Annotated in this window: 3 protein-coding genes (1 of these 3 cut by a window edge); 2 read left to right on the top strand and 1 reads right to left on the bottom strand. The window is 59.8% G+C overall.

The features are described from left to right. A protein-coding gene (locus BMX37_RS19050) for a hypothetical protein (RefSeq protein ID WP_212611500.1) crosses the window boundary here: on the bottom strand, positions 1–54 show its start. Its footprint begins 93 nt before the window's first position; the window shows 54 of its 147 coding nt (coding positions 1–54); it begins with the start codon at positions 52–54; the stop codon falls past the left edge of the window. Here BMX37_RS19050 and BMX37_RS18935 point away from each other — a divergent pair. Both BMX37_RS18935 and BMX37_RS18600 read left to right on the top strand, forming a co-directional pair. Continuing rightward, on the top strand, positions 35–700 hold the full coding sequence (locus tag BMX37_RS18935; RefSeq protein ID WP_170842071.1) for a helix-turn-helix domain-containing protein: 666 nt from the start codon (positions 35–37) through the stop codon (positions 698–700). The genes BMX37_RS19050 and BMX37_RS18935 overlap by 20 nt on opposite strands. Positions 701–1,928: 1,228 nt before the next feature. Beyond that, the coding region (locus BMX37_RS18600; protein WP_212611499.1) for a GNAT family N-acetyltransferase at positions 1,929–2,500 on the top strand (572 nt) is incomplete at its 3' end.

The raw sequence follows: 2,500 nt of genomic DNA, 5'->3' as shown, positions 1-2,500 counted from the left end.
CAGCGCCTCTTGCGCCTCGACGGATTGTGCCAACATGATCCGCGCGACGGCCATGGCGACGTTTTGGGATGCCGGTCGGCGAGCGTGCACGAAATATACACACGTGCTCGATCATCAATCTCTTATGACCAACGAACGTGCGCCCGCCCGTATGCGGCTGCCCAGGGGCTTCAGCCACCTGCGCGCTGATTTGGGGCAGATCCTCAGGGATCATCGTACGGGCGTTGCGGGCGTTGTGGGGCCGATCAGTCAGGACGCACTCGCCCTCAGCGTCGGGATCACGCGCGTCGCATTGTCGCGGATCGAGAACGGGCATACCAGGCCGCAGGGCCACACGCTCGACCGGATCATGGAGGAGTTGGAGCTCGATTGGCCGCAGGTGGCGACGATAGGTGACAGTGGCAGTCCGCCACGATTGTTCGACGGCACCCTGCAAGGAACGCGCATCTACCAGCTTTGTCAGCGCCTGCGCGTGGAACGCGAGGCGCTCGGCTGGTCGCTGGCCGAGCTCTCGCGGCGATCCGGCGTGTCCGCCGCCCAGCTCTCCCGGATCGAGCGCGCGCAGGGCGGCAGGTCGGGCGTCTTCACATGGCACCCGGATGATCTGGACGAACCACCCGAGGACTGGCGCGTCCTCTTCGGCAATCCCGTCCTTGCCGATCTCGCTGCTGGTCGCCTCGATGACGGCTCGGACGCATAGCCGGCAGCAGTATGTGCTTCTGGTGCTACGACAGGTAGCCCGACGGGTCGCAACTCCGACGAGTTGGTGATCCGCGGCGCCGGGCCGATGCGGAGATGCAGACCGTCTGCTTTCAAAGCGGGGTGGTTAGCGGACTTCAGGGTCGGACGAGATCTGCCGACTGTTCAGCAGCCGCTTTCGCCGTAGCCACAGTCCTCCACCGGCTAGCACACCAGCAACAGGAAGGACGTTCCACGGTTCACGTACAGTGCCGAAGCCGTGGAGAAACCAAGCGAAAGGGACACTTGCCAGAGCCAACGCCGCTAGACTGAACGCCGAAAATTCCCATTCGCGGGGCGGGACAAACCGACCATTGACATCTCTAAAGCCCTTCATCGATGGACTCGTTGCAATTTTGGCGAAAGTCGGCAAGTGGCCGGACGCGGCCAGTCCGCAAAGGGTGGGAAAGGCGGACGTCCCGCCCTCAGGGCAACTGCGGGACCGGACCGCAGAATGGAGGATGGTACATCCACGGACCGATCCTAAGGCGTCTTAATTGCGCAGAATAGATGAGACACCCGATTACCTTGTACGGTGTTTCTGCTGCCATCCGAACGGTGATCGTGATCTTTCCGCGTTTATCCTTTTGGGAAGCAGAGAACTCCAACTGGTCTGATATTCCAGAAACCTCGCGAATCCATTCAATAACAGACGACTTAGAGCCTACCACGGCCAACGATATAGATTTCAACTCGGCTGTGGACCGAATGCAATGCGGGAGTGCGAGGGTGTCAGCGATCATAGCCGGAATTTGCCCGTAATCACAATTGTCCGCAACTAAGCGGACGCGGCCAGTCCGCAGATGGGTGGGAAGCGGTCATTTACCCCAGTTGGCAAGGACGACCATCAAGCCGATGCCTGCCATCAACGTCCACATTCCAGTGACGGCCCAAAACGTAACCGGAGCAGAACGCCGGTTCGTGTCTACGTGTAGGTTTAAGAAGACATTATCCGACACGAAACCAGCCCAGATGATCACCACGGGGATAGCGAACAGTAGTAGACCGACAATAACTGACACGTTCATGCGCTATCCTACCGCAAGGCTGAACGTCTGCAATTGGGCGCTTCTTGCCTTTCCCAAAAACGAACGGCCAGCGAGACGGCCGGCGGCGTCTCGGATGGGATGGTTGATCGGGAAACGAGGGTCGAATGGGATTTTGCCGACCTGCTCGCTATGCAGTGGCATATGAACAACCCAGGCGTTGATCCTGCTGTTCTGGAAGCATGGCTTTCGGCCAGATCAATCGCTCGTGGATTGCCGTTGCCGATCCCGGACCACGGCGGCTTCCGCGTCGATACTAAGTCGGATGCTGAAATTGCGCGCTGGGTGTTTCCCAAGGCAAACTCCGGCCTCGAACACGTTGCTCGTTCCATCAGTGATTCCCGCTACTTATTGAAGCTGTGCGGCGCGGCGGGTGATCTGCAATCAGCGCTCCCGAGCGGCTGGAAGCTGCACGCTCCCGGCTGTTTTATGCAGGTTGCATCCAAAGCCCCCATCGGACATCTGCCGCTTGGATACACGATTGAGGTCAAGCGAACCGGCATGGTGTCGGAAGCACGGGTATTCACAGAGGCAGGCGCGCTTGCAGCAAGCGGTTACGCGGCAGAAACCAACGACGTCTTCGTGTACGATCGGATCATAACGGAGCCTGACCACCGCCGGAGAGGCTTGGGGCGAGCCCTTATGCAGACGCTACATGACGCTCGGCAGAACCCCAGCGCCACGGAATTGCTCGTTGCCACCGAAAACGGCCGAAC

This window comes from Sphingomonas gellani (genome assembly GCF_900110035.1).
Lineage (GTDB): Bacteria > Pseudomonadota > Alphaproteobacteria > Sphingomonadales > Sphingomonadaceae > Sphingomonas > Sphingomonas gellani.
Note: the sequence above shows the minus strand (reverse complement) of the source record. Positions and strands in the feature narration are given on the sequence as shown.

What these genes read in the sequence shown, in the direction of transcription:
- BMX37_RS18935 (WP_170842071.1), top strand. Translation starts at nt 35, where the DNA reads ATGATCCGCGCGACGGCCATGGCGACGTTTTGGGATGCCGGTCGGCGA.